This window comes from Rhodococcus sp. 15-2388-1-1a (assembly GCF_002259145.1).
GTDB lineage: Bacteria > Actinomycetota > Actinomycetes > Mycobacteriales > Mycobacteriaceae > Rhodococcoides.
The window spans coordinates 1-25966 of record NZ_NPFP01000015.1 but is presented as its reverse complement, the minus strand read 5'-3'; the positions used below and the strand labels follow the sequence as shown (position 1 = coordinate 25966).

The following is a 25966-nucleotide window of genomic DNA, read 5'->3' as shown; positions in this document are numbered from 1 at the left end:
AATTACGCGCCGGCAGTCGATAGAATCACGACATTCCACTCAATTCGGATTCTCTGACACCGGAGGCGTCGAGCGCACTGTGCACTCCATCGATCCCCCTCGGCCGCCCATGGCCACTGCTTCGTCGGAGGGCACTGCATCGTCCGCGGGCACTGCTCCGGCCGTTCGCCGTCGAGTGATCACATGGTGATCACAGCGATACTCTCCTTGCTTCTCGGCTTCGTGCTCACCGCCGCGATCATCGCGGCCAACGGATACTTCGTGGCCCAGGAGTTCGCCTACATGTCCGTCGACCGGGCGACGCTGCGTACCGGAGCCGAGAAGGGCGACGCGTCGGCCGAGCGAGCACTGAAGGTCACCAAGCGCACCTCGTTCATGCTGTCGGGCGCGCAGCTGGGCATCACGGTCACCGGTCTGATGGTCGGTTACGTGGCCGAGCCGTTCATCGGCGAATCGTTGGGCGAGTTGCTGAGCAGTGCCGGAGTTCCCATCGCGGTGGGGATTTCGATCGGCACGGTGGGCGCTCTTGTGCTTGCGACCGTCGTGCAGATGATCTTCGGCGAGCTCTATCCGAAGAATCTCGCGATCGCCAGCCCCGACCCGCTGTCCCGACGCCTTGCCCGCTCGACGCTGATCTACCTGGCCGCGTTCGGTTGGCTGATCACCTTCTTCGACAAGTCCTCCAACGCGATGCTGCGTCTGCTGCGCGTCGAGCCGGTGCACGACGTGGACAGCAGCGCCACCGCGAAGGACCTCGAGAGCATCATCGAGGACTCCCGCGCGAGCGGGGATCTCACCGAAGATCTCTCGTTGTTGCTCGACCGCATCCTGGATTTTCCGGAGCGCGATGTCGCACACGCGATGATTCCCCGCACTCGGGTGGACGCGGTCACTCCCACCACTGCCATCGGTGAGATGCGGGCGCGGATGGTGCGTGCGCACACCCGGTATCCGGTGATCGGTGACCGTGAGGAGCCGATCGGTGTGGTGCAGCTGGCCGAGGTGTTGGCTGCCGCGCCCGACGACCGGCGTCCGGTCACCGAGATCATGCGGGCACCGCTGATCGTGCCGGAGCTCATGCCCCTAGAGGATGCTCTGGAGTTGTTGTCCAGCACCAAGAACGAGCTGGCCTGTGTCATCGACGAGTACGGCGGATTTGCCGGGGTGCTCACCATCGAGGATCTTGCCGAGGAACTGGTCGGTGAGATCACCGACGAGCACGACGACGAGGACATCGCAGGCGTGCACGATCAGGAAGACGGAGTGTGGCTCATGGACGGCGACGTCCACGTCGACGAGGTCGAACGCACCATCGGTCGCGACATGCTTTTGCCGAGAGGCGATTACGAGACGCTTGCCGGCCTGCTCATCGCGGAGGGCGGGAATCTGCCCGAGGTCGGAGACACGGTGCGTATCGACCTCGCGGTGTTCGGGGCCGACCTGATGGAAGACGAACCGCCGCGTCCGTCCCTCGAAGTCGAGGTGCTCGAGGTGGATCGGCACGTGCCGAGTGAGCTGAGAATCAGACTGCACGAGAACTCACCGGACGGCATCGAGGATTCGCCGGAGTCGGACGAGGAGACGGACCGATGAACGCGTGGGTCGTCGTCGCGGTGACGGTACTGCTCATCGCGCTGAGTGCGTTCTTCGTCGTCATCGAGTTCGCGCTGCTCGGTGCCCGCAGACATCGACTGGAGGAGAAGGCAGGCACGAGCCGATCGGTGCGGGCGGCGCTGCGCGGAATGAACGAGTTGACGATCATGCTGGCGGGCGCGCAGCTGGGCATCACGGCCTGCACCTTCGCGCTCGGTGCCGTCACCAAACCCGCCGTCGATTCCTGGCTGGGTCCGGTGTTCACCTCGTGGGGTGTGCCGGGTTGGTTGGCCGGAACCGCCGCGTTCGCGCTGTCGCTGTTGGTCGTCACCTTCCTGCATCTGGTGATCGGTGAGATGGCCCCGAAGTCCTGGGCCATCGCGCACCCCGAACTCGCTGCCACCATCATCGGGTTGCCGTCTCGGGCGTTCATCCGCCCCTTCCGGCTGTTCCTGGTGTGGGTCAACAAGATCGCCAACACGCTCGTCCAACGGTCGGGAGTGGAGCCGGTCGAGAACGCCGCGGTCGGCGGTCGCGATGCGGAGACCATCCGCAACCTGGTCGAGTACTCGTCGCAGGTCGGTGTGCTGGAACCGGAACTGCAGACCCAGATCACCCGGGTGATCGAACTCGAGACACTGACCGTCGACAAGATCACGGTGCTCGACTCCGAGGCGACCTCGGTGCCGCACGGTGCCACTGTCTCCGATGTGCAGGAGGCGGCGTTGCGCTCAGGTCACCTTCGGGTACTGCTCACCGACAGCTCCGGCGCGACGCCCGGCGTCGTCCACGTGCGGGACACGTTGCTGGCCGACGTCGGTGAACCGGCCGCCGATTACGCACGGGAGGCCTACTCGGTCGACGGATCGACACCGGTGTACGAATTGCTACGGCAGATGCGCAACCGCAGCGTGCAGCTCGCGGTCGTCGAGACCGGTGGGCAGTTCCTCGGCATCGTCACGCTCACCGACGTCATCAAACGGGTACTGCCCACGGCTCCTGCTGCGTAGCAGATCAATTCAGCCGCGCGGTTGCATCCGGCTGTTGGGTAGCGGAGGTGCGTGCAGTCGAGATCCCGGATAGCCCTCGACGGTGCCGAACTGTTCGCTGCCGCGCTCGTAGGCGGCCCGATACTCGACGACGTCCTCGTGGCTGCGGCCGACGAAGTTCCACCACATGACGATCTGCTCGCCGAACGGCGGTCCGCCGAGCAGCAGCATCCGCACCGGCTCTCGGGTCGGATTGTGCAGATCGAGCGTCGAGCCGCCCGGTTCGCGGTAGCCGAGATCGGCTGCGGCGAGCACTGTCTCGTCCATCGTCACGGTGCCCTGATCGACGATGACGCCGTGCTCGAACGTCGGGTCGACGTCGAGGGTGACGCGGGCTCCTGCGTCGAGCACGATCTCGGCTCCGAGGAGTGGGGTGAACGTGGCCACCGGCGAGGTCTCGCCGAGCAGTGAGCCGAGGAACACTCGTGCGGTCAGCCCCTGGCTCGTGTGGGTCTGTGGCACGTAGTGTTCGAAAGTCGGTGCGGTGAAACGAGATCGAGCCGGAAGTGCAACCCACAGTTGCATACCGTGCAGAATTTCCGTCTGCGGGGTCGAGGTCTCGGAGTGACTGATGCCGTGGCCGGCCGTCATCAGGTTCAGCTCGCCGGGCCGGACCATGGCGTGTGATCCGACGCTGTCGCGGTGTTCGATCTCGCCGGAGAAGAGCCAGCTGACGGTCTGGAGCCCGGTGTGCGGGTGGGGCGGCACGTCCATCGGTGAGGTGTCGGGACCGTAGTGGTCTGCGAAGCACCACGCACCGATCAGTGAACGCTGCCGCTGCGGGAGCGTACGCCGAACCTTCAGTGCGCGTGGACCGCCCAGGGGAACCTCGCGTGGGGTGAGAATCTCGATCGTCATTCGATGCCTGCCTGTGTGATTCGGAGCCCTGCCTGTGTTTTTCGGAGCTTGGTGCAGAGCCGGTCGAGCTCGGCGAGTTCGTGGCCGTCCAGTGCGCCACCGACCAGTCGTGCGATCTGTGTCGCATGCTTGCGGCCGATCGATTTCTGCAGCTCCGCCCCTGCCTCGGTCAGGCAGATCACCGTCCCGCGTTTGTCCGACGGATCGCTCTGTCGGACAACATAACCCATCGTCGTGAGCCGGTCGCACATCCTGCTCAGCGACGGTTGGCTCAGGAGGATCCCCTCGTTGAGTTCGTGCAGTCGGAGTGCGCGAGTGGGGCTGCTGCTCAAGGTGAACAACACGTCGTACTCGCGCACGCCGATCGGCTTCCAGATGTCCTCGGCGGTGAAGCGTCGCATCAGCGTCACCTGGGAGCGGAAGAGTGACTCCCAGGCATCGACTGCCGCCTCGGTTCTAGATCGAGACACGGGCGTTTCGTTCGGCCAGGGTGCTCGCGTGAGTCGGAGGATTCTCCGGAACACCCTCCGGGCGTCGGGCAGCGAATTCCTTGCGCAGCACCGGCACCACATCTGCGCCCAGGATGTCGAGCTGCTCGAGCACGGTCTTCAGCGGCAGTCCGGCGTGGTCCATCAGGAACAGTTGGCGCTGGTAGTCGCCGAAGAAATCCGCGAAGGCCAGGGTCTTCTCGATGACCTGCTGCGGAGATCCGACAGTCAGCGGAGTCTGTTCGGTGAACTCCTCCATGCTAGGGCCGTGGCCGTACACCGGAGCGTTGTCGAAGTACGGTCGGAATTCCGTCACCGCGTCCTGGCTGTTCTTGCGCATGAACACCTGTCCGCCCAGGCCGACGATCGCCTGGTCTGCACGCCCGTGCCCGTAGTGCTCGTAGCGTTCGCGGTAGAGGTCGATCAGCGCGATGTAGTGCTCCTTCGGCCAGAAGATGTTGTTCGCGAAGAATCCGTCACCGTGATAGGCGGCGATCTCTGCGATCTCGGGGCTGCGAATGGAGCCGTGCCAGACGAACGGCGGAATGCCGTCGAGCGGTCGCGGCGTGGAGGTGAACCCGTCGAGCGGGGTGCGGAAGTTGCCCTTCCAGGTCACGACGTCCTCGGTCCACAGGCGTCGGAGCAGTTGGTAGTTCTCGAGCGCCAGCGGGATGCCCTGACGGATGTCCTGGCCGAACCACGGATAGACCGGACCGGTGTTGCCGCGGCCCATGATGAGGTCGACGCGTCCCTCGGCGAGATGCTGCAGCATCGCGTAGTCCTCGGCGATCTTCACCGGATCGTTGGTGGTGATCAGCGTGGTCGATGTCGAGAGAATCAGCTTCTCGGTCTGCGCGGCGATGAAGCCGAGCATGGTCGTGGGAGACGACGGCACGAAGGGCGGGTTGTGGTGCTCGCCGGTCGCGAAGACGTCGAGCCCGACGTCTTCGGCGTGCTTGGCGATGGTGACCATCGACCGGATGCGCTCGTGTTCGGTGGGCGTCACTCCCGTCGTGGGGTCGGTGGTGACGTCTCCGACGGTGAAGATTCCGAACTGCACAGTGTGCTCCTACCCGAACAAAGTTCATGCGTTTGCATCGACTGCGTCGTACAACGGTGGGCCGTCACGCGCTATTCCACGTCGTTCACCGGACGAGTGACGCGGTTCCGCTCAGCAGTCGCACGTCGTAGGCCTCGACCGCACCGTGTACCTCGGTCGATCCACCGTGGACCGTGTACAGCACCGCGTAGGAGGTGAAAGTGACGGGTTGGCCGTCGTCGGGGTCGATCGTGACGCGCGGCAACACGACCAGCAGGTGGGTCCGATTACCGTCCGACAGATTTTCGACGACGGTGCGAACCTCGAATCCCAGGTCCGATCGGGTGACGTCGGTGGACTCCAGCGTTTGCCCGCTCAGAACGAGTTGCGCCGCCCAGACGCCGGCGGATCGGTGGGCATCGAGGGTCCCGGTGATGTCGTCGCCGGTGAAGTCGTAGTGGTTCGCTGCTGTGAAAGGCATGGTCACAGGCTATTCCTCGGGTCGTGAAAAATCTTCGGAAAAATTTCCCATCCGGTACCCATCCACCTCGAGGGGGGCTGCGAATGAACAGTGAGACACCCGCTACTGCTGTCGCCCCCGACCGCCGTCAGTAGTGGGTGTCTCCCTTTGTCTGTAGGGGGAAGGCGTGCATCGGTCGTGGAAACGACGGGCGAGCGCTCCGCAGGCCGGGCGAGACCGGATCAGGGGATTTCGGGCGAGCCGAAACGGTGATCGGTACGCTTTCGGACCTGGGCAGTTCGTTTCACAAGGGAGCCCCATGCACGAAGACTTTCGATCGCCCGTAGCGCGGCACGGCGAGCGATCGAATGCGTCCCTACGACCACGTTCGATGCGGGCGCACGGCGCGACACGGAGTCGCCACCGCAAACGGTCGACCCCACTCCTGCCGCCGAGGTCGATCTCGAGTACCACCGTTCCGCCGCTCGGACCCCAGCCCAGTGCAGCTCAGGTTCTTCGCCACTGGTTCGCTGCTCCGCACGATTTCGACTGGATCTTCGTGCACAAGTCGACTCGTCCGCTGCACCGATTGATCCGAGTCGTGTTCGCGAGCTGTGTGGCCCTGTACGCCGTCGTGTCGATCCTGATGCTGGCCTCGCCGAACGGGCCGACCGGATCGGGTCCTGTTGCCTACGTACTCTTCATCCTGGTTCTGCAGTTCGCCACGATCGTGTGGTTGCTCGTCGGGCCGCTGCCGGATCGTAAGTGGCAGTTGGTGGCGTTCCTGGTGTTCGGCGACGTCGGGCTTGCGTCGGTGATTCTTCTCGATGTACCCACGTCGGCGCTGATCGGCACGTTCCTCTTCGCGCTGACAGGGTCGATGTGCACCTTCTTTCTCGGACCGAGGCTGCTTGTCGCTCACCTGGTGTTCGCCAATCTGGTGATCGTCTACATCGGGGTGGCCGCGTACACGCAGGGTTTGTGGGGGCCGTGGGATGCGATCGCCGCAGTGCTGGTTGCAGGAGGTGCGACGTCGGGTGTCCCGATCTTCGCCCAGATCGCCTGGTCGTTGGTGTGCGAGGACGCACGGCAATCCGAGATCGATCCGCTGACCCGCTTGAAGAACAGACGCGGACTGCAGAATGCCATCGAAGACCTGTGGACGGTCGCTCACGGCGAGCAGCTGGCGCTCGTCCTCGTACTCGTCGACATCGATCGGTTCAAGAGCGTCAACGACCGCTACGGACACGACCAGGGCGACGCCGTCATCGTCCTCGTTGCCGACCGTCTCCGCGACCACCTCGGCACGTCGGGGGTGGTGGCGAGAACAGGGGGCGAGGAGTTCGTAGCCGTCCTCGTCGGCGAGGCAGAACAACTGTGTGAGCTGGTGGCGGAGGTGAGCGGCACTCTGACGAATCGCTCGGATCCGATACCGGTCACAGTGAGCGCCGGCGCCGTCGTGATCGCTCCCGATTCCGATGCGTGGACCGCAGGGGTCGACGTGGTCAACGATGCGACGCGCGTGGCGGACTCCCTCATGTACCGAGCAAAGGCGGACGGCGGAAATCGAACAATGCTCGAGACGATGTGGCCGTAGCCATGTCGGTGCGCACGGAAGATCCCAATTCACTGAGCCTGCTGACTAATCGATCGGTGTCGAGACCCGAACATCCGACGGCGAATTCATCCAGCGGGACGAGGGCGTGGAAGTCGACCCGCACATCGCGGTCGTAGGCGACGTCCACCAGATTCGCGAACCGCTGAGCAGCGAACTCGTCGACAGTCGACAGTGCGGGCACCTCGGTGACGGTCAAGCTGGTTGTCTCCTCGAACAGTCGAAGGTAGTCACCCGTCGAACGAGCGGTGCAGCACAGATCGGCAAAGGTGCGACCGCCGATGCCCGACTGCGGGCCAGTTCGGTCACTCCGCAGGCTCCGCTCCTGCTTTTTCTGGTCACTCCGCAGGCTCCGCTCCTGCTTTTTCTGGTCACTCCGCAGGCTCCGCTCCTGCAGACTCCAACTTCCCGACGCGAATCGCGAACCGCTCGTGCCGGCGGCTCGGTAATCGACGGGACCGTCGACGCAGATCACCTCGAGATTTTTCTTCAGCTTCTCGATCGTCGGAACGAAGGTCGGGTGGTACAGCGGATTGGGCAGCAGATCGTCGGGGGCGTAGTTGGAGGTGACGACCAGAGCGACCCCACGGACGAACAGGGCGTCGAGCATCCGCGTGATGAGTCGGGCGTCGCCGATGTCGTGAACGTGGAATTCGTCGAAGCACAGCAGTTCGGCCTGCACTCCGGTGTCGTCAGTCGAGAGGATGTCGTCGATGGCCGCGTCGATCGAGAAGCGGTGCCGAAAGTACGCAGCGTGCAGGTCGCGAAAGAAGGCATGGAAGTGGACGCGCTTCTTCGCGGTTGTCTCGGCACCGGCGAAGTAGGCGTCGAGCAGCCAGGTCTTGCCGCGGCCGACCGGGCCCCACAGGTAGACGCCCTCTGTGCCGGGGGTCGAGAGTACGTCGGCGGCCGATGCTTGGGCGTCGTCGAGGGTGAAGTCGGCGTCGAATGTGTGTGGCGGGGCGATCGGCCTCATGGCTCGAACCTACGCCGCCATCCTCTACTTTTGTAGAGTGAGTGTGTAGGGTCACGATCATGGATCGCCGAACCGCAATCGCAGATACGGCGCTCGAGGTCATCGCCCGAGACGGCCTGCGCGCACTGACGCATCGGGCGATCGATTCGGCGCTCGACTACCCGGCAGGGTCGACGTCCTACTACTTCCGCACGAAGTCCGACCTACTGGCGGCGGTTGCCGCCCGACTCGTCGAGCGTTCGCGCGAGACGTTCATGGATATCGCCGGAACCGAGAGTGATGTCGCCACGGTCGTCGCGCGGTATCTTCACGATGCGCTCACTCATCGCATGATCGACCTTCGGGCCCGGTCCGCGTTGATGCTGGATCCTGCTGTCGCGCAGGATGTTCGGGACCTGCTCGCTCTGTCCTTCTTCTCACTCGAACGGGCGCGGGCCCTGTTCGTCGACCCCGCGCACGGAGACGGTCTGGTCTCGCTCTGCGAGGGTCTGATGGCCGATGTGATGTTCGGCCGTCGAGTATCGAAAGATGTTGCATCGCTGCAATTACCGATCTCGGTCTACCTGCAGGGTGCCGGGAGCTCACTGCGAGGGGCCCGGGTGGACACCGACCTTCCGTAGCCTCGTCGAGCATGCGATTCGGTCGGTACTTGCCCCTGGTGTGCGTTCCCCTCGCGGTGTTGACGGGGTGCGGAACGGACTCGGCGGCGGACCCGACCCCGCTCGGGTCGTTTCGATCTGCAGGCCCATCGCGGCGGTCTCGGCTTGGTCACCGAGAGCACGATCGAATCGTTCACCAACGCACTGCAACTGGGGGTGAGCACCCTCGAACCGGACACTCGGATCACCGAGGACGGCATCGCGATCGTCACCCACGACCGCAGGGTCTCGGACAGCAAATGCGTCGATACCGGTTCGCTCACACCGGGGGGATCCCAAGTTTCCGTACGTCGGGAAGTTCGTGAACACACTGACACTCGCGCAGATTCGTACTCTCGATTGCGGAGCCCTACCGCTCACGGACTATCCGGAGCAACGACGCGTCCCCGGCGCTCGCATGCCGACCCTCACCGAGGTGTTGGATCTGGTGAAGTCGGCCGACGCGCCGGGAGTGAAACTCAATGTCGAAACCTACCCCGACCGGGTGCGTGCCGTCATGAGCGAGCGCGGACATCCTCTGCCCGAGCCCGCCCGGTGACGGTCCCTCGTCAGAACGGGTAGCCGACCCCGGTCAACTTCTCGCTGGCGTCCCACAGCTTCGCAGCCAGAGCGGGGTCCTGTGCGGTCTTGGTCATGCTCGCCGGGCCCGGCTTACCGCGCGTCTCGAACAACGACTTGGGGCCGCTGTACGTACCGCCACCCGCAACGTCGACGGCGTAGAGCGTGGGACGTGCTCCGGCACTGGCAGATTGCGAAAAGATCTTCAGTCCGATCGGAGCGAGAGTGGCCAGGATCTTGTTGCTGCCCAGACCGTCGGGGCTCGAGTACAGCTCGGTGGCCGAGATTCCGGGGTGCGCGGCATTGCTGGTGATCTTCAGTCCGGCCTTGTCGATCCGGCGCTGGAGTTCGAGCGCGAACAGGATGTTCGCAAGCTTGGAGTTCGCGTACCCGCGCTGGGGGTTGTACCCACGCTCGAGCTGGAGATTGTCGAAATCGAGCTTGGGGCCCTGCCGGTGCGCGACGGAAGCGATGGTGGTGATCTTCGCGTCCGCAGCGAGCTTGGGGAACAGCAGGCCGGTCAGGGCGAAGTGGCCGAGGTGATTGGTGCCGAGCTGGAGCTCGAACCCGTCCGCCGTCTCGTTCCGCAACGCAGGCATCATGACGCCCGCATTGTTGATCAGCACGTCGATCGACTCCGGTGCCGACTCTGCGTACGCACGCACCGAAGCCAGGTCGGCGAGGTTCAGGGTGGCGGTATCGACGGTTCCGCGGGGTGCCTCCGCCGACATCTTCGCCGCGGCGGCATCGGCCTTGTCCTTGTTGCGGCACGCGAGCGTCACGTGGTCGCCTCGCTTCGCCAACTCCAAGGCGGTGTAGTAGCCGATGCCGGTGTTCGCACCGGTGATGACAACGCGTCTCTGCTTGGTTTCGGGCACGCCGCCAGGCTACCGGTCTGTTTTAGACTTCGCCCGTGAGCAGAGCAGAAGCCGATGGGCATGCGGACTTTCCGAAGGGCACCGGACTTCCCGCGTCTCGGGCATTCCGCGCGGCGGGGTACGCGTGCTTGGACGATCTCGCAGGGGTGCCCGCGGCCGAGCTGACGAAGTTGCACGGTGTCGGCCCGGCATCGCTGACGGTCATCCAGGCCGCGTTGGAGCAGACCGGTCGATCGCTCGGCTGAACCGGTCGAGTCTCAGGCCCAGTGACTCGGACGCGTCACCGATTGTGGGAGTCGCGTCGCCTCGTCACCCTTCGCCGCATCGATCTGGAACTGTGTCGCGAAGATGCTGCCGCGTAGATCCGTACCTCGGAGGTCGGCACCCCGGAGGTCTGCACCGATCAGGTCGGCCAGGCGCAGGTCGGCACCACGCAGGGTGGCCCCGATGAGGTACGTGCCGCGCAGGCTCGCGCCGCGCAGATCCGCGTCGGCCAGTTGTGCGCCGATCATGTCGCGGCCACGGTAGTTCTTCTTCTCGCCCTTCACTTCGGCACGAACCAGATCGCTTGCTGCGAGCAGCAACTCGTTGATCCGCGAACGCAGACCGGAGACGTCGACCGAGCGCAGAACGTCGGGTGCCGACTCGGTCAGCGCATCCAAGTCTGCGTACTCGCCGGACAGTCGATCGTGCAGTGTCGCGGTCGAATCCCGGTCACGCGCATCCGCCAGATACCAGAGCAACTCGTGCAGATCACGCATGATCGGGAACACCGCGAACATCTCCGACGAGTTCGACGGCTGCTGCCGCCAGTCCCGTCCGGCGAACGTGGACTGCGACACCTTCTGGCCCGCACCGAAGCAGTCGTACACCGTGCACCCGGGAAAGCCCTTCTCCCTCAGCGTCGGGTGAATGCCGCACCGTGAGTCCTGCCGAAGATTGCGGCACGGCTCACCGGCGGCCTTGTCGACGGCGAAGTCCGAGGACTTCGCGAAGGGCAGAGCGACGCAACAGAGTCCGAAACAACTGCCGCAGTCGGCCAGTAAGTTCTCGGGCGCGTGCATGCGTCCACTCTGTCCCTCGGCGCGGGGCAGCGTCAAACGAGATTGTTCGCGGCCGACAGCAGTGCATTCAACGAAGAGGCGACGACGGATCCGTCGATCCCCACTCCCCACGCCGACTTTCCGCCCCGACGAACCTCGACATACGTTGCCGCTCCACTGTCCGAGCCGTGAGTGGTGGAGTGCTGAGACAGACCGAGCACCTCGACTCCGAGAATCTGCGCCAATGCGTCGACCGGCCCGGTTCCGGCGGCGCTGTGGTGATGCTCGCCGTCGTCGTCGGCGAGGGTGACCGACAGGGTGGAGTCCGCATCTATCGACCACGCCACCAGTGTGCGACGGCCGGTGCGAATGTAGTTGTCCTCGAACAGGGTCCAGATCTCCTTGGAGCTGATCTCGGTCCCCGTCGAGTCGGTGTCGTGCTGGACCACCCGGGCGAAGTCGATCTGCAACCTGCGGGGGAGTTCCAGGCCGTGGTCCACCGACAGCAGATATGCGATCCCACCCTTTCCGGATTGGCTGTTCACCCGGATGACTGCGTCGTAGTCGCGTCCCACGTCGGCGGGATCTATCGGCAGGTACGGCACCGCCCATGGCGCGAGGTCGGGGTCGACGCCGAGGCGGTCGGCCTCGATGCGGTGGTGAACCATGCCCTTCTTGATCGCGTCCTGATGCGTTCCCGAGAACGCTGTGTAGACGAGGTCGCCCGCGTACGGGTGCCGTTCGTGCACGTCGATTCGGTTGCAGTACTCCACCGTTCGGCGAATCTCGTCGATGTCGGAGAAGTCGATCATCGGGTCGATACCCTGGGCGTGCAGGTTGAGGGCCAGCGTCACCAGGTCGACGTTCCCGGTCCGCTCCCCGTTGCCGAACAGGCACCCCTCGACGCGTTGCGCGCCGGCCAGCACCGCCAACTCTGCGCACGCGACTCCGGTGCCTCGGTCGTTGTGCGGGTGCACCGACAGGATCACCGAGTCTCGGCGGTCCAGGTGTCGATGCATGTACTCGATCTGGTCGGCGTAGACGTTCGGGGACGAGATCTCCACTGTGGCAGGGAGATTGTGGATCACCGGGCGATCGGCACTGGCATCCCAGATCCGCGACATGCCGTTGCAGATCTCGAGCACGTAGTCGGGTTCGGTCAGGTTGAACACTTCCGGCGAGAACTCGAATCGAACCCCGCTCCTGTCTCCGGCTGCGCGTGCTATCCGCTCCCCGGACTCGAAGATCAACCGGCGCAGTGCATCACGGGAATGTCCGAGCACCACCTCGCGCCAGGTCGGTGCCGTCGCGGTGTACATGTGCACCACCACGTCGGGTAGTCCCTCGATCGAGGCGAAGGTCTGCTCGATCAGGTCGGCTCTGGCTGCGGTGAACACGACGATCGTCACGTCCTCGGGCACGGTGCCGACGAGCGACCGAACGAAGTCGAAGTCGGCGCGACTCGCCGACGGGTACCCCACCTCGATCTCCTTGTAGCCCATGTTCACGAGCAGGTCGAACATGCGGCGCTTGCGCTGCGGATCCATGGGCTCGGCGAGCGCTTGGTTGCCGTCCCGGAGATCGACCGGAACCCACAGCGGGGCGGCGGTGAATGTTGCTGTCGGCCAGCGCCTTTCCTGATCGATGACGGTGACACGGCGGTGCACGTCGCGGTAGCGGTGCGAGGGCATCGGGCTGGGTTGTTGGCGGTTGCTGAACACGGTGATCGTCGTCCTCGGGTGTGTGGGTCTCTGCTATCGGCGACCGGCGCGGTGTCGTACCCCGCGACGGGGTGCCGGTCGGCGATTGACCCCGTCGCGGCGTGGAAGGAGGAGCACGCACCCGAACATGTCTGAGGACTGTAATGCAAAGGTTACTTCTCAGACAAGTGGTGACGCGGGATACTGGTGTTCGTGTCCACCGAACATCTCCGTCCCGCAGACCGCGCAGTCACCGAACTGGGTCGACGCATCGGTGCGGGCGAATGGCCGGTCGGCGCGAAATTGCCGGGTGAGACGTCCCTCGCGCACGAGCTGGGGGTCGGCCGATCCACCGTGCGCGAGGCCGTGCGGGTGCTCGCTACCCGAGGGCTGGTGAGATCGCGGCAAGGTGCCGGGGTGTTCGTCGTCGCAGACTCGGTTCCGATCGATGTCTCCGCATCGGTGCAGCGTGCCGGCCTGGCACAGGTGCAGGAGGTACGTCGCATCGTCGAGATCGACGCCGCAGGCTTGGCCGCGGAGCGTCGTACGGATGCCGACGTCGAGCGGATGCGGCGCGCACTCGACGCGCGGCACGCCGCCGCGAGCGAGTCCGACGCGGCGTTCGTGAACGCGGACATCGACTTCCACGTCGCAGTGGTGGCCGCCGCCCACAATTCCCTGCTCTCGGATCTCTTCGAATCCTTCCTGCCACGACTGCGGGCCGAACTGCTGGCCTACACCTCGGAGGTACTCGCACGGCCACGTGGAACCGAGCCCGACGTGGACCTGCACGAAGCACTGTTCGACGCCATCGCGGCGGGAGACCGGGCCGCGGCGGTCTCGGTGGCACGCGAGCACCTGGGCTGAGCTACTGCCCCGTCCTGTCGTGCGACATACCGCGCTACAGTGTTTCCGCGGGCGAGTGAGCGGGCGGGCGAACAGCACTCCGGAAGGCACGATCGATGTCGGAACTCGAGTACGGCCAGGTGGTGTCCGCGTTGCGCGGTGCCGGGTGCGTGTTCGCCGAAGAGGAAGCCGACATCCTCGTCGAGTCCGCGTCGACGCCGGCAGAGCTGACCGCGATGCTCGCGCGCCGCGTCGCCGGTGAACCGCTCGAGCATGTCGTCGGCTGGGTCGCGTTCTGTGGTCGACGCATCGCCGTCGCACCGGGCGTGTTCGTACCTCGCCGTCGAACCGAGTTTCTCGTCGAATGTGCTGCGGCGCTGCATCCTTCGGTGTTGCTCGACCTGTGCTGCGGTTCGGGGGCGATAGGCCTGTCGGTCGATGGTGTCACCGAGTTGCACGCTGCCGACGTCGACGCGGTGGCGGTGGAGTGTGCATCGCGCAATGTCGCACACGTAGGGGGCGCGGTCCCGGCCGGTCACGTTCATCGCGGTGACCTGTACGACGCCGTGCCGCCGGAGATGCGCGGCAGATTCGATGCGATCGTCGTCAACGCGCCCTACGTCCCGACGGGCGACATCGGGTTGATGCCACGAGAGGCGCGCATCCACGAGCCGCACATCGCACTCGACGGCGGTACGGACGGTGCCGAGATTCATCGTCGTGTCGCCGTCGGCGCTCCGCAATGGCTGGCTCCGGGTGGCCATCTGCTCATCGAAACCAGTGCAGCACTGGCGCATTCGACGCTGCGTGCCGTGATCGACGCCGGCTTCGCCGGTCGTATCGCCGAATCCGAGGCGCTCGATGCCGTCGTGGTGATCGGTTCGATGGGCGAGCAGTGATCGACCGGGTGTTTCGATCGTGGGTCTCCGTGGCATTCCCCGGGCATGACTACATTGCTGTTTGCGGTAACCGCTGCCGACCACTGGACCCTGAACGACGGAACGAAGCACCCCACCGGGTACTGGGCCGAGGAGCTCGTCGAGTCCCATCGAACGTTCGTCGACGCAGGCTGGGACATCACCGTCGCGACGCCAGGCGGTAAGGCTCCGGTCGTCGACGAGGGCAGCCTGGCCGTCGATGCCAACGGCGGCGACGAGGAGAAGGTGGCGGATCAGAAGAGCTACCTCGCCTCGATCGAGTCGATCCTGTCCTCACCCGCAAAGTTGGAGGACCAGAAGGCGTCCGACTTCGACGTCGTCTTCGTTCCCGGCGGTCACGGACCGATGGAAGACCTCGCGGTCTCCGAGAGCTTCGGGGCACTGGTGGTCGACTTCCTCGACTCGAACAAGGTCGTCTCCGCGGTATGCCACGCGCCTGCCGCCTTGCTGCCGGCCGTCCGTAGCGACGGAACCTGGGCGTTCGACGGGTACGAGCTCACCGGATTCACCGACGAGGAGGAGACCCAGGCCGGTCTCGCCGAGAAGGCCCCGTGGTTGCTCGAATCCCGGTTGCGCGAGAACGGCGCGAAGTTCGATTCCACCGACGCGTGGGCACCGAACGTCGTCGTCGACCGAAACCTGTACACCGGCCAGAACCCGGCATCGACGCGTCCCCTCGCGGAGAAGCTGGTCAGCTCGCTGAAGTAGCCGGAAAGGGCGGTCGGCGTTCTGCCCACGGAGAACAGCGGACGGTCGAGGGAACATCACTACTGCTTTCGAAGTTGAGCCCCTATAGCTCAATCCTTTGGAGGAGAAGTGACCGAAACCGTTCGTGTCCCCGTACTGTTCCTGACCGACCCGATCGTCCTGCCCGGCATGGTGGTGCCCGTAGAACTCGACGAAGCAGCGCGTGCCGCCGTCGACGCCGCCAAGGCGAGCAACGACGGCACGCTGCTCGTCGCGCCGCGTCTCGAAGACCGCTACGCCGCGTACGGAGTCCTCGCCACGATCGTCCAGATGGGACGCCTGGCGGACGGGCGACCGGCCGCAGTCATCAAGGCCGGTCGCCGCGCGCACATCGGCCACGGCGTCAGCGGCCCCGGTGCCGCCCTGTGGGTCGAGGCGGAGCCCGTTCCGGATGTACTCACCGGCAGCCCCGTCGACGACGGTCTCGATGCGCTCGCGGCCGAGTACAAGCGTCTCGTGGTGGCGATGCTGCAGCGCCGCGACGCGTGGCAGGTGATCGACTCGGTCAACAAGCTCACCGACCCAGGCGCGATCGCGGACACGGCCGGTTACGCGTCGTATCTCACCGACGTGCAGAAGCGGGACCTTCTCGAAACCCCGGATGTGGCAACGCGTCTGACGTCGCTCATCGAGTGGACCAAGGCCCATCTCGCCGAAGTCGAGGTCAACGACAAGATCTCCGGCGACGTCCGCGAGGGTATGGAGAAGACTCAGAAGGAGTTTCTGCTCCGGCAGCAGTTGGCGGCCATCCGCAAGGAACTCGGCGAGGACGAGCCCGACGGTGCGGACGACTACCGTGGCCGCGTCGAGGCTGCGGACCTGCCCGAGAAGGTGCGCGAACAGGCGCTGCGTGAGGTCGGCAAACTCGAGCGGGCCAGCGATCAGAGCCCCGAGTCGGGCTGGATCCGCACCTGGCTCGACGCCGTGCTCGATCTGCCGTGGAACAACACCACGACCGACAACAACGACATCGACTCTGCACGTGCGGTTCTCGATGCCGACCACCACGGGCTCGACGACGTGAAGGATCGGATCGTCGAGTACCTGGCCGTCCGGGCGCGTCGCTCCGAGCGTGGTCTGCAGTCGGTCGGTGGGCGTGGGTCCGGTGCCGTCATGGTGCTCGCAGGTCCGCCCGGAGTCGGCAAGACCTCGCTCGGTGAGTCGGTGGCCCGTGCGCTCGGTCGGAAGTTCGTGCGCGTCGCGCTCGGCGGCGTCCGCGACGAGGCCGAGATCCGTGGGCACCGTCGTACCTACGTCGGCGCGCTGCCCGGTCGGATCGTGCGGGCCATCGGTGAGGCGGGATCGATGAATCCCGTTGTCCTGCTGGACGAGATCGACAAGGTCGGCTCGGACTATCGCGGTGACCCCAGTGCCGCTCTGCTCGAGGTGCTCGACCCCGCGCAGAACCACACGTTCCGCGATCATTACCTCGATCTGGATCTCGACCTGTCCGACGTGGTCTTTCTCGCTACGGCCAACGTGATCGACCAGATTCCCGGGCCACTGCTCGACCGCATGGAATTGGTGACCATCGACGGCTACACCGAGGACGACAAGGTCGTCATCGCCCGGAACTACCTGCTGCCCCGTCAGATGGACAGGGCAGCAATCACATCCGAGGAGGTGACGGTCACCGACGCCGCGCTGCGCAAGATCGCGGCCGATTACACCCGTGAGCCGAGAGTGCGGCAACTCGAGCGACTGCTGGCCAAGGCGCTTCGCAAGGTTGCGACGAAGTTGGTGGGCACCACGGATGTCCTGGAGATCGGCGAGCCGGACCTGGTGACGTACCTCGGTCGCCCACGGTTCACGCCCGAAGCTCACGAGCGAACCGAAGTACCTGGTGTGGCAACGGGTCTCGCGGTCACCGGACTCGGCGGCGATGTGCTGTTCATCGAGGCTGCGGCGACCGAAGGTGACTCCAGGCTCGAGCTCACCGGCCAGCTCGGCGACGTGATGAAGGAGTCCGCACAGATCGCGCTGTCCTACGTGCGCTCGCACGCACCACAATTCGGCGTCACGCAGGAATCTCTCGATCGCCGCATTCACGTGCACGTTCCGGCGGGCGCGGTGCCGAAGGACGGTCCTTCGGCCGGTGTGACGATGGTGACGGCCCTGGTGTCGATGGCCACCGGGCGGCCGGTGCGCTCGGATGTCGGGATGACCGGTGAGGTCACGTTGAACGGACGGGTGCTGCCGATCGGCGGGGTGAAGCAGAAGTTGCTGGCTGCGCAGCGTGCGGGACTGAAGACGGTGTTCATTCCAGCGCGCAACGAACCGGATCTGGACGACGTACCCGCAGAGGTGTTGAAGGCGTTGGATGTTCGCCCGATGACCGACGTCGCCGACATCCTGGCGCTCGCGCTGGAGCCGGCGGAGGCAACTGCTGCGGCGTAGTACCGCGGTGAGCGCCCAGGGAGGGGCAGGCGGCATCGGTCGCCTGCCCCCTCCCGTCGGTCTCGGGTGCCGCGCTTGACCTCGAGCTATGTCGAGGTTCTACGTTGGTGGGATGAGTATGGAGATGACCGCCTGGAACCAGATGTATCGCACGATGAACAGGCCCGACACCCAGTCGTCGTTCTCCAAGGAGACGGCTCGCAGGATTCTGACGTTCGCGGCACCGCATCGCCGCGCCCTCGGTGGATTCCTGGTGCTCAGCGTGGCCCTGGCCGTCCTTGCGGTGGCGACACCGGTGTTGGCGGGCCGGGTGGTCAATGCCATCGTGGACGGGCGAGAGCTTCGTGTGGTGGTGCTGCTGGCCCTGGCGATCGCGGCGATCGCTGTGGTGGACGCAGTGGTCGGTCTGATCAATCGATGGCTCTCGGCGAACATCGGCGAAAGCTTGATTCTGGATCTGCGGACGGCAGTGTTCGACCACGTGCAGCGGATGCCGATCGCATTCTTCACGCGAACCCGCACCGGTGCGTTGGTGAGCCGACTCAACAACGACGTGATCGGGGCGCAGCGCGCATTCAGCACCACGCTGTCCGGTGTCGTCAGCAATCTCGTGACCCTGGTGCTGACGTTGGTGGTGATGATCGGAATCTCCTGGCAGATCACCCTTCTTGCATTGGTTCTGCTGCCGGTGTTCGTGCTTCCCGCGCGTCGGATGGGTCGACGCCTCGCGCGGCTGCAACGCGAAGCGGCAGCGCACAATTCGGCGATGAGTACGCAGATGACCGAGCGGTTCTCGGCTCCGGGAGCAACACTGGTCAAACTGTTCGGTCATCCCGACCAGGAATCGGTCGAGTTCGCGGTGCGGGCGGCCAGGGTGCGCGACATCGGCGTGCGCAGTGCCATGGTGCAGACGGTGTTCGTGACGGCGCTGACGCTCGTCTCGGCACTGGCTCTCGCCGTGGTGTACGGATTGGGCGGCTTCTACGCCCTCAGTGGGAGCCTGGACCCGGGTTCGGTTGTGGCACTGTCACTTCTGTTGGCTCGGCTGTACTCGCCGTTGACCGCGCTTGCCAGTGCCCGGGTGGAGGTCATGAGCGCGTTGGTGAGCTTCGAGCGGGTCTTCGAGGTTCTCGATCTCGTTCCGTTGATCACCGACAAGCCCGACGCGAAAGCTCTGCCGCCCGGTCCGGTGGCCGTCGAACTCGACGATGTCAGGTTCGCGTACCCGTCCGCGGACAAAGTGTCGCTCGCGTCGCTCGAGGAGGTCGCAACCCTGGATTCGCGCGGGGGAGAGGAGGTTCTGCACGGGGTGTCGTTCCGAGCCGAACCCGGCCAGATGGTCGCGCTGGTCGGTACGTCCGGCGCGGGCAAGTCCACGATCGCGCAGTTGATCGCACGGCTGTACGACGTCGATGGCGGTGCGGTCCGGCTCGGGGGCGTCGACGTGCGGGACCTGACGGCCGAATCCGTCCGCGGCACAGTGGGAATGGTGACCCAGGACGGGCATCTGTTCCACGAGAGCATCCGGTCGAATCTGCTGCTGCCGCGGCCCGAAGCCACCGACGACGAACTGTGGGACGCGCTCTCGAGGGCGCGGCTCGCGGACCTCGTGCGCTCCCTGCCCGACGGCCTGGACACCGTCGTCGGCGAGCGCGGGTACCGACTCTCCGGTGGTGAGCGTCAGCGGCTGACGATCGCACGGCTGCTGATCGCGCAGCCACGGGTCGTCATCCTCGACGAGGCAACGGCATCGTTGGATTCGACGTCGGAGGCCGCGGTGCAGGCCGCGTTGGCCGAGGCGCTGGAGGGTAAGACGTCGGTGGTCATCGCGCATCGGCTGTCGACCATCAGGGCTGCGGACGTGATCCTGGTGATCGAGGACGGGCGAGTAGCCGAACGCGGCACGCACGACGAGCTCCTCGCGGCGGGTGGCCGCTACGAGGAGCTGCATCGGACGCAGTTCGCGCAGGTGGAGTGACCTTATGAAACCGGGAGCGGAGCCTGCGGAGTGACCTTATGCCGGGTCGGGGACGACGGTCGCTGGGTCGTTGTCGGTTGCGGCGGCGAGCATCGGGGTGAATCCGTCGATGGCGTAGTCCAGCGACAGTGGGCTCGAGTAGCCGAGGGCCGAGGGTAGGTCCGTACTGAAGGAGCCGATGTAGACGGTGCGGTCCTGCCGAACGACGTCGAGGGCGGCGAGTAGTGGGTTGGCCTGCAGCTGCTCGCGGCCCTGGCCGGCGATGACGAGGACGTCGGCGTCGAGTCGGTCGAGATTCTCCGGGCTGATGGTCTCGGAGGCGTCGGGAATCTCGAAGCCGAGGTCGGTGAAGAACAGGGCGCGGATGTCGTCCTTGCCGAGAAGCAGGTAGCTGCCGTCGTCCATGACGAACGCGAGGGACAGCGACTTGCCGGTGAACTGGGGGTTCTCGGCCTCGGTGGTGGCGAATTTCTGCTCGAGCTCGGCCGTCTGGTCCTGGGCTTCCTGCGACTTGCCGAGCGCTTCGCCGACGACCGCGAATTCCTGCTGCCACGTTGCCGCGGGCACGTTGTCGTAACCGCCGATGTCGGCGATCGTGGGAGCCATCCCGGAGAGGGTGTCGTACTGGCCCTGGTCGATGAAGGAGTACGGGCCGAGAATCAGGTCGGGTGCCTGTGCGGCGATCTGCTCCAGGTTGAGATCGGTGCTGCCGACTTCGGGAATCTCGGTGCCGCCCAACGCCTCTTGGGCCCACGGGCGCTGCCGGTAGTCGTAGCTCAGGTTGCCGCGCGTTGCGACGGGCTTGACGCCCAGCGCGAGTGCGAAGTCCTGTTCGTTGAATCCGATCGTCACGACGCGGGTGGGCTCGGTGTCGATGACCGTCTCACCGAATCGGTGATCGATGGTGACCGGGAAGCCGGCGGCGCTACCGGGGCTATCGGATGCGTCGGTGTCGGCATCGGACGAACAGCCGGCAGCCAGTGCCAGAACGGAGGCACCGGCGGCGACGAGCTGGACGGTCTTCTTCATGGGATCTCCTCGCAGCAGAACTTAGCGAGGTTAGCCTAACCGACCCATTGAAGCTTGGATCAGGTGCCAGGCGTCGGGCGGCCCGATCAGCAGTTGGAGGTAGCCGGTACTCCGGCGAACCGCTGGTCGATCCACTCGAGCGCCTGAGGCAGGCCGAGCACTGCCGCAGTCAGGTGATCGTTGCTGGGCACCTTCACCTCGGTCACCAGCACTCCGGCGCGGCAGTATCGGGCGATCGTGTTGTCGATGGCGCTGACCGGGATCAACGCATCGGAAGGGCTGTGCCACTCGAAGTACGGTGCCTTCGGTACGCCGGGGTACAGCTCGACGCTGTTGTCGTTGACTGCGGCGATCGCCTCCGGGCTGCTGATCAGGTCCAGCGTGCCCGCGACCTCCATGGCACTCTTGCCCGCGCCTGCCGCGATGATGTCGTTGGTGCACCCGTTCTGGATCTGGCTCTCGATCTGCTTACCGAGCGGGTTGAGCTGAGAGCTGATCGGGATGCGGGTGGGGTACTCGCGTTCGATACCGAGCGCGGCAGCGAACGCCAGACCGAACATGGGGTGCGGGGCGAAACCGAGATCACGGGCCATGCGCTCGAGGTTCATCGGAGCGCCACCGTTCGCGCTGCCGACGATGTTCAGCTCGGGTGCGTAGTCGTTCTGAAGCGCAGCAGCCCATGCCGTGGCCATTCCGCCACCGGAGTAGCCGGCCAAGGCAACCGGGCTCTGCTGAACCTGGATGGGATCGAAGCGCTGAGTGGCGCGAATGCTGTCCAGCACGATCTGCCCGCCGAGCTTGGCGGCACCGTATGCGCTGTTGGGTCCGAGGTGATCGGCGATCACGACCGTCCAGCCGCGCTGCAGCACCGCGTTCAGAGCTGGTGCTTCACGAATCTGAAGATTGGGGTCGTTCGACCAGAGTGCTTGTGAAGGTGCACATTCGAGACCGAGTGCATTGATGATGTGTTGGTAGGAAAGTAATGGGCCATTCGGCGCTTTGTTCTGCGGAACCAACACGGTATTGATTGCGGCGATGGGATCACCGGCCGAATTGGTGGAGCGGAAATTCAGCTGCCACACGTCCACGCCGAAGAATCCGGGGGGCGGTGGCATCGGGCGGCTGGAGATCACGTCGCCCGGTGCGAGCGCGTCGAGATCCACGGGCGGAGAGTAGAAGCCGTCCGCGATAGGCGTCGGGTACAACGGCGCAGCAGCAGCGTGACCTGCGCCGACGAGCGACGAACACAGAACTGCAACCGCCGTCATGCTGACAGCGCCTGCCAACTTGAGAACCCGCATGTCGAAAACCCCTCCGTGCCTGAACCGAAGCGACGAGCGCTGCGGCGATCTGGCAAGCCCCCGTAGAGCCGGCCCGCAAACCGATATAGCTGATGATGCGTGACTTGTTACGCTCCCCCAGAAACGATGGGCGCAACGGTACGCATCCGCTCATTTTATGGCAACCGTACGTTCCCTATCCTTGTTTCTTCGATCGGGTCCAAGTTTTTCACCCGGGCATTCTCGTCATTCCTGACGCACCGCCTTCGGTTCCTTGTCCGGGCGCAGACCACGCCAGCTCGGATGCCGCAGATGGCCGGATTCCGTCGCCTCGTAGAACCGCACCTCGCCGACGAGTACGGGCTCGACCCATACCGCTCCGTTCCGATCGGCCGCGGGCAGTACCGAAGAGAAGGGACTGTCCGACGCCTCGAGCGGGGCGAGGAGGGCAGCGAGTGTATCGAGCGCACGGTCGTCGAACCCGGTTCCGACGCGTCCCACGTAGCGCAGTCGCTCCCCGTCGGGTATCCCCATCAGCAGGGAGCCGAAGCCGCCCGAACGACGACCCTGGCCTCGACGCCACCCACCGATCACGACCTCCTGCGTTCGCCAGTTCTTGTGCTTGATCCACGTATGGGCGCGCTTGCCGGGTTGGTAGACGGAGTCGGTGCGTTTGGCGACGACGCCTTCCCAGCCCCGTTCTCGGCTCTCCGCGACGGCGTCCGCGGCGGAACCTGTCAGTCGCGGAGGCACCAGCACCGAGTCGAGTCCGGTGGTCAGCAGTTCGAGCAGCCGTCGTCGATCCGAGTACTTCTTGCGCAGCAGTGACGTGCCGTCGAGGTAGAGCAGATCGAAGGCGATGAATCGGATGTCGTCACGGGTGGCGTTCTGCAGTTTCTCGAAACTGCTGACGCCGCTGTCGTCGAACACGACGACTTCCCCGTCGACGACGGCGTCGTGCTCGGCCAGGTCGTCTGCGAAAGATTGGAGTGCGCCGAACTTCTCGGTGTAGTCGTTGCCGCTGCGCGTGCGCAGCGTCATCGAACCGTGCGTGAGTTCGGCGACGATGCGGAACCCGTCCCACTTGCCCTCGAACGACCACTCGTCATCCGGGAGGTCGAGGACGTCGCCGGCGGTCGCGAGCATCGGTGCGATGTTCTTGGGTGTGGGATCTTCCGGCGTGTGTTCTTCCGGAGTCGCTCGGGCGTCGGGTGCGTCTTTCATCAGATGCATGAGCCACTGATTGCCCTTGGTGCGGATCACGGCGAAGCGCCCGGTCGCCTTCTTTCCGTGCAGGACGACGATGACCTCGTCGTCCCGCCACTTCTCGAGTTCGTAGGTTCCGCTGTCCCAGATCGAGACGTCGCCGCCGCCGTACTCGCCCTTCGGTATCCGACCGGAGAACGTCGCGTACTCGAGCGGGTGGTCCTCGGTGTGAACGGCCAGCCGGTTCTGCTTCGGATCGTCCGGGATGTTCTTGGGGACGGCCCACGAGACCAGGACGCCGTCGTGTTCGAGTCGGAAGTCGTAGTGCAGGCGTCGGGCATGATGCTCTTGGATGACGAACGTGTCGTTGTTGCCCTGCGGCTCGGTGGTGGTCGGTATCGGCTCGGGTGTTCTGTCGGCGCTGCGCATGCTGCGGTACTTGCCGAGTTTGTCTGTGACAGGACTGCTTTCGGGGGCCGAGTCCACGGCGGGGTCCAGCTGTGCCAGTAGATCGCCGAGGTCCTGAAATCGCTCCAGGACCTCCTCGAACCGAAGCTGTTGCAGCCCCGACGCTTCCAGCTCGTCCCAGGTACGTGGTGCCGCGACGGTGGGGAGCGTTCGCCCACGGAGTGAGTACGGGGCGACCGTCGTCTTCTTGCCGTTGTTCTGGCTCCAGTCGACGAACACCCTCCCGGTTCTCTTCGCCTTCGCCATCGTGGCCGTGACCCGGTCCGGGGAGCGCTCTTCGAGCAGCGTGGCAACACGTTTGGCGACCGTGGATGCGCCTGAGGTCGACAGTGGTTTCTCGAGCGGCACGTACAGGTGAATTCCCTTGCTGCCGCTGGTGACCGGAAATGCGGTCATCCCGATATCGCCGATCAGATCCCTTATCTCACAGGCCACTTCGGCGCATCGGGCGAGATCCACGTCGTCACCGGGATCGAGATCGAAGACCATGCGGGTGGCAGGTCCGGGTTCGGTGCCGTCGAACCGCCACTGCGGCACATGCGCTTCGATGGCTGCCTGTTGACCGAGCCACGCCAGATCGGCAGCGGTGGAGAACAGCGGGTAGGTGACGACGCGGTCCGAATGCTGCATCGAACGCCGATCGAGCCAGTCGGGGGCGGACGCGGCGAGGTTCTTCTCGAAGAACGACGACTGGTCGACGCCGTTGGGCCAACGCTTGCGGGTCACGGCTCGGCCGACGAGGTGCGGCAGCATGGCGGGTGCGATGGCAACGTAGTACTCGATGATGTTGCCCTTGGTGGTGCCGGTTTCGGGGAACAGCACTTTGTCGAGGTTGGTGACGGAGACCTTCCGACCTTCGATCTCGAGCGTGGCCATCGTCTCAGGTTAACGGCCGCCGTCTGAAGATGCGGGAGAGTTGTGACAGGCTCGATCTCATGGCAACGATCAGTGTCTCGGTACAGATGCCCGAGAATCCGCAGGGCGCGTGGGACAAAGCGTCCGCGCTCGACCGGTTCGACGAGTGGATGACCATCCACGGTGGGTGGTGCAGTCCACCGCCGAAGAAGGTCGGCAAGGGCACCGAGGTGGAGTCACTGGTGAAGGTGAAGGGCTTCAAGAACACGATCAACTGGACCTTCACGGAGTACGACGAGCCGAAGCTGATCGAGATGTCCGGCCGCGGCAAGGGCGGGGTGAGAATTTCGCTGACTGTCCATGTGCGTGAGGCCGAGGGCGGTTCGGAGCTGACGCTCGATGCGAAGTTCGGTGGGGGTGTGCTCTTCGGTCCGGTGGGATCGGTGGTGGCGCGGGCTCTCGACACCGATGTGAAGAAATCCGTCGCGAACCTGGCGGCGTTGAGCTGATAGGTCTCAGCTGAAGTAGCTGCACGACAACCTCTTCCAGCCCCGCACCGTGTTCTCGGTGCGGGGCTGGAGTCTTTTCTGGGGCTCAGGCGATGTGGGGGCCTGCCCGGGCGTGCGATGGTCTCGGTTGTCGGTACGGGTCGACGGTTGCGGGTGGTACGAACCAGGGGTGGTTGTCGGTGCCGATGAACACTTCCCAATCGGAGTGGTGGATGAGGCGGTGGTGGAAGCCGCAGAGCAGAACCAGATTGTTCATGTCGGTGGGGCCGCCGTCGCCCCAGTGCCAGATGTGGTGTCCTTCGGTCCAGGCGGCAGGTTTTCCGCAGCCGGGGAACGCGCAACCGTGATCGCGGGCGGTGAGGGCTGTGCGTTGTTTGGCGGTGATGGTGCGGGCGGTGCGGGCGAGGTTCAACGGGTTGCCGTGTTCGTCCATGACGATGGCAGTGAGGACACAGTCGCAGGCCAACTGGCGGGAAGTGTTGCGGGAGAGCGGTCCCATCCAGGGGAGTCATCCGACCGAAGTGCCGTCGCCGAACAGGTCGCGATACGCGCCGCGATCGGCGGTAGGCCCGGCAGCGGGTTCGGTTGCAGTGCGGGTGTTCTCGTCATCGGTGATGTCGTCGGCGTCGCCGCGGCTGTGGAGGTCGGTGAGGTCTTGCAACCGGATGTGCAGGTTGACGTGCGGTCGTTCACCGCCTTCGATGGGGCGATCACTGGAGGCGAGGTAGTGGTCGAGGATGTGTCCGAAGGCGTCGGCTGTGCGGTGGGGGGGGCTGCGTGGGTCTTGGGTGCCGTCG

General features: G+C 65.1%; 23 protein-coding genes and 2 pseudogenes. 13 read left to right on the top strand and 12 right to left on the bottom strand.

From position 1 onward, the window contains the following. Positions 1-186: 186 nt before the first annotated feature. Both CH302_RS09430 and CH302_RS09425 read left to right on the top strand, forming a co-directional pair. The gene (locus tag CH302_RS09430) at positions 187-1593 is read left to right on the top strand and encodes a hemolysin family protein (protein ID WP_037195487.1); all 1407 of its coding nucleotides are present in this window, start codon (positions 187-189) and stop codon (positions 1591-1593) included. Next, positions 1590-2603 (top strand): hemolysin family protein, encoded by a 1014-nt coding sequence (locus tag CH302_RS09425; RefSeq protein ID WP_037194853.1) that lies wholly within the window; start codon positions 1590-1592, stop codon positions 2601-2603. The genes CH302_RS09430 and CH302_RS09425 overlap by 4 nt, the downstream gene beginning before the upstream one ends. Before the next feature lie 9 nt (positions 2604-2612). Here the strand turns inward: CH302_RS09425 and CH302_RS09420 are convergent, their stop codons facing one another. The 4 genes from CH302_RS09420 to CH302_RS09405 all read right to left on the bottom strand — a co-directional run bounded on the left by CH302_RS09420 (position 2613) and on the right by CH302_RS09405 (position 5508). Beyond that, positions 2613-3500 carry a pirin family protein gene (locus CH302_RS09420; RefSeq protein ID WP_037194851.1) on the bottom strand — a complete coding sequence of 296 codons (888 nt, stop codon included), beginning with the start codon at positions 3498-3500 and terminating at the stop codon, positions 2613-2615. Further along, on the bottom strand, positions 3497-3970 hold the full coding sequence (locus CH302_RS09415) for a MarR family winged helix-turn-helix transcriptional regulator (RefSeq protein WP_037194849.1): 474 nt from the start codon (positions 3968-3970) through the stop codon (positions 3497-3499). Before CH302_RS09415 ends, CH302_RS09420 begins: the two co-directional genes overlap by 4 nt. Continuing rightward, positions 3957-5048 carry an LLM class flavin-dependent oxidoreductase gene (locus CH302_RS09410; RefSeq protein WP_037194848.1) on the bottom strand — a complete coding sequence of 364 codons (1092 nt, stop codon included), beginning with the start codon at positions 5046-5048 and terminating at the stop codon, positions 3957-3959. The genes CH302_RS09415 and CH302_RS09410 overlap by 14 nt, the downstream gene beginning before the upstream one ends. 85 nt (positions 5049-5133) lie before the next feature. After that, entirely contained in the window at positions 5134-5508 is a 375-nt protein-coding gene (locus tag CH302_RS09405; RefSeq protein WP_094635053.1) for a hypothetical protein, read from the bottom strand. A gap of 538 nt (positions 5509-6046) precedes the next feature. On the opposite strand from CH302_RS09405, the gene CH302_RS09400 reads away from it, so the two are divergent. Beyond that, positions 6047-7084 (top strand): GGDEF domain-containing protein, encoded by a 1038-nt coding sequence (locus CH302_RS09400; RefSeq protein WP_176460674.1) that lies wholly within the window; start codon positions 6047-6049, stop codon positions 7082-7084. Here the strand turns inward: CH302_RS09400 and zapE are convergent. Then, positions 7023-8078, bottom strand: coding sequence for a cell division protein ZapE (gene zapE, locus CH302_RS09395; protein ID WP_082323826.1), 1056 nt, complete (start codon positions 8076-8078; stop codon positions 7023-7025). The genes CH302_RS09400 and zapE overlap by 62 nt on opposite strands. A 59-nt stretch (positions 8079-8137) precedes the next feature. Here zapE and CH302_RS09390 point away from each other — a divergent pair, with 59 nt between their 5' ends. The 3 genes and pseudogenes from CH302_RS09390 to CH302_RS30555 all read left to right on the top strand — a co-directional run bounded on the left by CH302_RS09390 (position 8138) and on the right by CH302_RS30555 (position 9275). Further along, on the top strand, positions 8138-8698 hold the full coding sequence (locus CH302_RS09390; protein ID WP_052048024.1) for a TetR/AcrR family transcriptional regulator: 561 nt from the start codon (positions 8138-8140) through the stop codon (positions 8696-8698). A gap of 144 nt (positions 8699-8842) precedes the next feature. Next, a pseudogene (locus CH302_RS30560) lies at positions 8843-8917 on the top strand (hypothetical protein); the annotation flags it as partial. Between the two features lie 121 nt (positions 8918-9038). Continuing rightward, positions 9039-9275, top strand: coding sequence for a hypothetical protein (locus tag CH302_RS30555; RefSeq protein ID WP_052048022.1), 237 nt, complete (start codon positions 9039-9041; stop codon positions 9273-9275). A gap of 10 nt (positions 9276-9285) precedes the next feature. On the opposite strand, the gene CH302_RS09380 is transcribed toward CH302_RS30555, so the two are convergent. After that, positions 9286-10173 (bottom strand): oxidoreductase, encoded by an 888-nt coding sequence (locus CH302_RS09380; RefSeq protein WP_037194846.1) that lies wholly within the window; start codon positions 10171-10173, stop codon positions 9286-9288. 35 nt (positions 10174-10208) lie between these two features. Between CH302_RS09380 and CH302_RS09375 the strand changes: the two genes are divergently transcribed. Further along, entirely contained in the window at positions 10209-10418 is a 210-nt protein-coding gene (locus CH302_RS09375) for a DNA-binding protein (RefSeq protein ID WP_037194845.1), read from the top strand. Positions 10419-10430: 12 nt separating this feature from the next. On the opposite strand, the gene CH302_RS09370 is transcribed toward CH302_RS09375, so the two are convergent. Together CH302_RS09370 and CH302_RS09365 are read right to left on the bottom strand one after the other, a co-directional pair. Continuing rightward, entirely contained in the window at positions 10431-11237 is an 807-nt protein-coding gene (locus CH302_RS09370) for a pentapeptide repeat-containing protein (RefSeq protein WP_037194844.1), read from the bottom strand. Between the two features lie 32 nt (positions 11238-11269). Further along, complete coding sequence (locus tag CH302_RS09365) at positions 11270-12907, bottom strand: 2-isopropylmalate synthase (protein WP_052048021.1); 1638 nt, start codon at positions 12905-12907, stop codon at positions 11270-11272. Positions 12908-13120: 213 nt separating this feature from the next. Between CH302_RS09365 and CH302_RS09360 the strand changes: the two genes are divergently transcribed. From CH302_RS09360 to CH302_RS09340, 5 genes are all read left to right on the top strand, one after another. Further along, entirely contained in the window at positions 13121-13783 is a 663-nt protein-coding gene (locus CH302_RS09360; protein WP_371828461.1) for a FadR/GntR family transcriptional regulator, read from the top strand. 95 nt (positions 13784-13878) lie between these two features. Then, positions 13879-14661 carry a putative protein N(5)-glutamine methyltransferase gene (locus CH302_RS09355; RefSeq protein ID WP_037194840.1) on the top strand — a complete coding sequence of 261 codons (783 nt, stop codon included), beginning with the start codon at positions 13879-13881 and terminating at the stop codon, positions 14659-14661. 45 nt (positions 14662-14706) lie between these two features. Next, positions 14707-15408: a type 1 glutamine amidotransferase domain-containing protein gene (locus tag CH302_RS09350; RefSeq protein WP_037194838.1), complete on the top strand. Its 702-nt coding sequence runs from the start codon at positions 14707-14709 to the stop codon at positions 15406-15408. Between the two features lie 108 nt (positions 15409-15516). Then, on the top strand, positions 15517-17844 hold the full coding sequence (lon, locus tag CH302_RS09345; RefSeq protein WP_037194835.1) for an endopeptidase La: 2328 nt from the start codon (positions 15517-15519) through the stop codon (positions 17842-17844). Between the two features lie 112 nt (positions 17845-17956). Further along, positions 17957-19822 carry an ABC transporter ATP-binding protein gene (locus CH302_RS09340; protein ID WP_037194833.1) on the top strand — a complete coding sequence of 622 codons (1866 nt, stop codon included), beginning with the start codon at positions 17957-17959 and terminating at the stop codon, positions 19820-19822. A 36-nt stretch (positions 19823-19858) separates the two neighbouring features. Here the strand turns inward: CH302_RS09340 and CH302_RS09335 are convergent, their stop codons facing one another. The 3 genes from CH302_RS09335 to CH302_RS09325 form a co-directional block, all read right to left on the bottom strand. Then, a complete protein-coding gene (locus tag CH302_RS09335; RefSeq protein WP_037194831.1) occupies positions 19859-20851 on the bottom strand; it encodes an iron-siderophore ABC transporter substrate-binding protein in 993 nt (330 codons plus the stop codon). An 86-nt stretch (positions 20852-20937) separates the two neighbouring features. Further along, positions 20938-22152, bottom strand: coding sequence for a lipase family protein (locus tag CH302_RS09330; protein ID WP_037194829.1), 1215 nt, complete (start codon positions 22150-22152; stop codon positions 20938-20940). A 225-nt stretch (positions 22153-22377) separates the two neighbouring features. Next, positions 22378-24681 carry an ATP-dependent DNA ligase gene (locus CH302_RS09325; protein WP_037194826.1) on the bottom strand — a complete coding sequence of 768 codons (2304 nt, stop codon included), beginning with the start codon at positions 24679-24681 and terminating at the stop codon, positions 22378-22380. Between the two features lie 59 nt (positions 24682-24740). Here CH302_RS09325 and CH302_RS09320 point away from each other — a divergent pair, with 59 nt between their 5' ends. Then, positions 24741-25169, top strand: coding sequence for a type II toxin-antitoxin system Rv0910 family toxin (locus tag CH302_RS09320; protein ID WP_032396781.1), 429 nt, complete (start codon positions 24741-24743; stop codon positions 25167-25169). 85 nt (positions 25170-25254) lie between these two features. On the opposite strand, the pseudogene CH302_RS30985 reads toward CH302_RS09320, so the two are convergent. Further along, a pseudogene (locus CH302_RS30985) lies at positions 25255-25966 on the bottom strand (DUF222 domain-containing protein); the annotation flags it as partial.

Coding starts and splice junctions, on each gene's coding strand:
- zapE (WP_082323826.1), bottom strand. CDS start 8,078: ATGAGGCCGATCGCCCCGCCACACACATTCGACGCCGACTTCACCCTC.
- CH302_RS09425 (WP_037194853.1), top strand. CDS start 1,590: ATGAACGCGTGGGTCGTCGTCGCGGTGACGGTACTGCTCATCGCGCTG.
- CH302_RS09335 (WP_037194831.1), bottom strand. CDS start 20,851: ATGAAGAAGACCGTCCAGCTCGTCGCCGCCGGTGCCTCCGTTCTGGCA.
- CH302_RS09420 (WP_037194851.1), bottom strand. CDS start 3,500: ATGACGATCGAGATTCTCACCCCACGCGAGGTTCCCCTGGGCGGTCCA.
- CH302_RS09330 (WP_037194829.1), bottom strand. CDS start 22,152: ATGCGGGTTCTCAAGTTGGCAGGCGCTGTCAGCATGACGGCGGTTGCA.
- CH302_RS09340 (WP_037194833.1), top strand. CDS start 17,957: ATGAGTATGGAGATGACCGCCTGGAACCAGATGTATCGCACGATGAAC.
- CH302_RS09325 (WP_037194826.1), bottom strand. CDS start 24,681: ATGGCCACGCTCGAGATCGAAGGTCGGAAGGTCTCCGTCACCAACCTC.
- CH302_RS09390 (WP_052048024.1), top strand. CDS start 8,138: ATGGATCGCCGAACCGCAATCGCAGATACGGCGCTCGAGGTCATCGCC.
- CH302_RS09350 (WP_037194838.1), top strand. CDS start 14,707: ATGACTACATTGCTGTTTGCGGTAACCGCTGCCGACCACTGGACCCTG.
- CH302_RS09370 (WP_037194844.1), bottom strand. CDS start 11,237: ATGCACGCGCCCGAGAACTTACTGGCCGACTGCGGCAGTTGTTTCGGA.
- CH302_RS09365 (WP_052048021.1), bottom strand. CDS start 12,907: ATGCCCTCGCACCGCTACCGCGACGTGCACCGCCGTGTCACCGTCATC.
- CH302_RS09355 (WP_037194840.1), top strand. CDS start 13,879: ATGTCGGAACTCGAGTACGGCCAGGTGGTGTCCGCGTTGCGCGGTGCC.
- CH302_RS09320 (WP_032396781.1), top strand. CDS start 24,741: ATGGCAACGATCAGTGTCTCGGTACAGATGCCCGAGAATCCGCAGGGC.
- CH302_RS09405 (WP_094635053.1), bottom strand. CDS start 5,508: ATGCCTTTCACAGCAGCGAACCACTACGACTTCACCGGCGACGACATC.